The sequence below is a fragment of the Alkalitalea saponilacus genome, from assembly GCF_900168165.1.
GTDB classification, from domain to species: domain Bacteria; phylum Bacteroidota; class Bacteroidia; order Bacteroidales; family Marinilabiliaceae; genus Natronoflexus; species Natronoflexus saponilacus.
Map to the genome: position 1 here is coordinate 1 of NZ_FUYV01000058.1, position 2,975 is coordinate 2,975.

Sequence of the window (2,975 nt, forward strand, 5' to 3'; positions counted from 1 at the left end):
TGGTGCGGTCACCTTTACTGTCACCGCTGAAAACGGGTTGACAAGAGTGTATACCGTCACACTGGAAGTATTATTGAGCGATGAAAATGATATCATATCATTCTCTATTGCAGGTCAAGTAGGAGAAAGCGAAATCAGCTCTGAAAACAAAACAGTTTCAGTTTGGATGGGATTAGGAGCAGACCTGAGCGCACTTACACCAGAAATAACAGTATCGTTGGGTGCAAATATAACACCCGAACCACAGGAAACTGATTTCTCAGAACCCATAACATATACGGTTACCTCCGAAAGTGGAAATGAACAGGAATGGGTTGTAACAGTTATCCCAGGAATACCAACACAATTGGACATCAGAGAAACAATTGAAATAACAATGTTCCCCAACCCAACTTTGGATATGGTAAATATTTTGAGCAATGAGCCTATAGATTATATTGAAGTCTTTGCTTCCAATGGAACAAAAGTTCTGCTGCAAGAAGTCAACGGAAATAAGGAGTTTTCAATTAATCTTGCGGAGTTTAATTCAGGCGTATATATAATCAGAATAACATCTGTTAGCGGAAAGTTCTATACCAACAGAGTTATTTTAAGCAAGTAAACAGAAGTTCCTTAAGAAGTAGATAAAGAGAGGCAAAACGTAATACGTTTTGCCTCTCTAGCTTATTTCGATTGCTTTCCCTCTCATTTTACAATGAATTTTTAATCATAGAATTCATAAAGGTAATGGACAATATCTGGTCATCGGTAAAAAATAGGATGCACTTCCCTTAACAATGAGGTAAATTGCATCTTATAAAATTCTCTAGAAAGATTCGAAAAAGACAAAACATGACATTTTTTACTCATAAAGTTCAAAATTTATTACCCCTTATATTGTTGCTGTTTTTAACCGGACTGGAAGCACAGCAGCGCTCTGATATTACATCAAAAGAAACAACATCACAAGTTACTGCACCATTATCAACACAAGATGCAGCTCAATTATTGCAGACCGATTTTAATATAGATGTGCAGTTTTACCATATTTCTATTGATATTGACATAGAAAACGAAACAATTGATGGCAGTGTTGTGGTCGATTTTAAACCCTTAATTAACAACCTGAACCAGATAAAGCTCAATCTGAGAAATGTATTTACCGTAACGAATATTACCATGGATGGAGCACCTGTAACATGGAGCCATTCAAATCATATCCTCAACGTTAATCTCAATCAGACATACAGTATAGGTGATGAACCTTCAGTAAAAATCTATTACAATGGCGCGCCCGAAAGAGTTCAAAGTGGTGGCGTAACCAAAGGTTTCAGATTTGATACCCATGGGAACAATGTTCCTGCCATCGTGAATTTAAGTACGCCTTATCTCTCGCACTACTGGTTTCCTTGTAAGGATGGACCAACAGATAAAGCTGATAACGGGATTCGCCTTGACATCACAGTTCCAAACACTACATATGGCGACAGAAAACTTAAGGCTGTATCCAATGGAATGCTGATAAATGAAGTTGTAAATAACGGTAAACGAACATACACCTGGCAGCACAATCATGCCATTGCACCCTATTACATTCTGGTGGCTGTTTCCAACTACCAAACCATAGAACGTACATATAATAACAATGGCCACAATTTCCCAATAAAATATTACACGTTCCCCGCAAACAGTAATCAGGCTACCAGTATTGCAAACATGTTCAACCAGGCCTTCGATGCCTACATACACTATTTTGGCGACTATCCATACAGAGACGAAGGGTATGCCATGACTGAGATTGTTCCATTTTGGTATATTGAAAAACAGACCAACTCTGTAGTAGCCAATTGGAACTGGACCATATTAATGCCTCACGAATTGGCTCACATGTGGTTTGGCAATTCCATTACCAACCAAACCTGGCAACACATATGGCTCAACGAAGGTTTCGCAACCTATGCCGAGGCTCTATATTACGAATACACCTCCGGAATGGGAGCCTATCACAACCACATGAGATCCATGGGAGCAAGACATATTTGGGATAGAGTGTTATTCAATGAAGACGATTCCAGGCATTGGGAAATCTTCGACTACTTTTATTATGAAAAAGGAGCCTGGCTTTTGCACATGTTAAGAGGTTATATTGGGGATGATGAAATCTTTTTCGATCTAATAAAGGCCTATGCTCAAGATCCGCAATTTAAACACGGATATGTAACCACAGATGAATTCAGGCAATACGTCGAGGCCTTTACAGGTCTCGACCTCTATAACTTCTTTGATCAATGGGTTTATGATATGTCCTTTGCCGATTATGAGTATAACTTCTATTCGGACCTTGCACAAGGCAAAGCGGGTCTTACAATAAATCAGTCCCAATCTGAAGGAACATCAAACGAACGAGAAGTATTTGAAATGAATCTGGATCTCAGGATTGAATTCGCAGATGGATCATCTAGAAAGGAAAGGGTTTACAACAACCAAAAGTTGCAACATTTCTATTTCGATATAGACAAAGAGGTGATTGACATCATCATAGATCCAGACGAATGGGTTATTCGTTTTGATGTTGTATTTAACAGCTCTCTTCCAGTGCCTCCTGCACCCATAGCTGAGAACAGAATTTTATCCTTTTCTGTTGAAGAACAAATTGGTGAGGCCCAAATTAATCATACTACCGGAACCATTCAATTTGCTGTCTCCGACAATGAAAACATTAATGCCTTGACGCCGCAAATTGAGGTCTCCCCTGGAGCAATAGTTTCTCCTGCATCAGGAGCAACTCAGGATTTTTCTTCACCGATTGTTTATACGGTTACTGGATCAGACAACTCTGTAAAAGAATATACTGTAACCGTTGTAACCCTTAGTGGTGATAGTCAGATCACATCCTTCACCATTGAAGATCAGATTGGTGAAACTGTTATTGATAATGGAAACATTAGTATCACCATGCCATTTGGAACGGATTTGACAAGCCTCACTCCGGTCAT

The 2,975-nt window shown here is 39.1% G+C and carries 2 protein-coding genes; both read left to right on the forward strand.

Annotation, left to right across the window (positions count from 1 at the left end; translation table 11 throughout):
• The coding region (locus B5X70_RS17510; protein ID WP_143255111.1) for a DUF5018 domain-containing protein at positions 1-601 on the forward strand (601 nt) is incomplete at its 5' end.
• Between the two features lie 230 nt (positions 602-831).
• Positions 832-2,975 (forward strand): M1 family metallopeptidase (locus tag B5X70_RS17515; protein ID WP_079559196.1); only part of this gene is annotated, 2,144 nt, incomplete at its 3' end.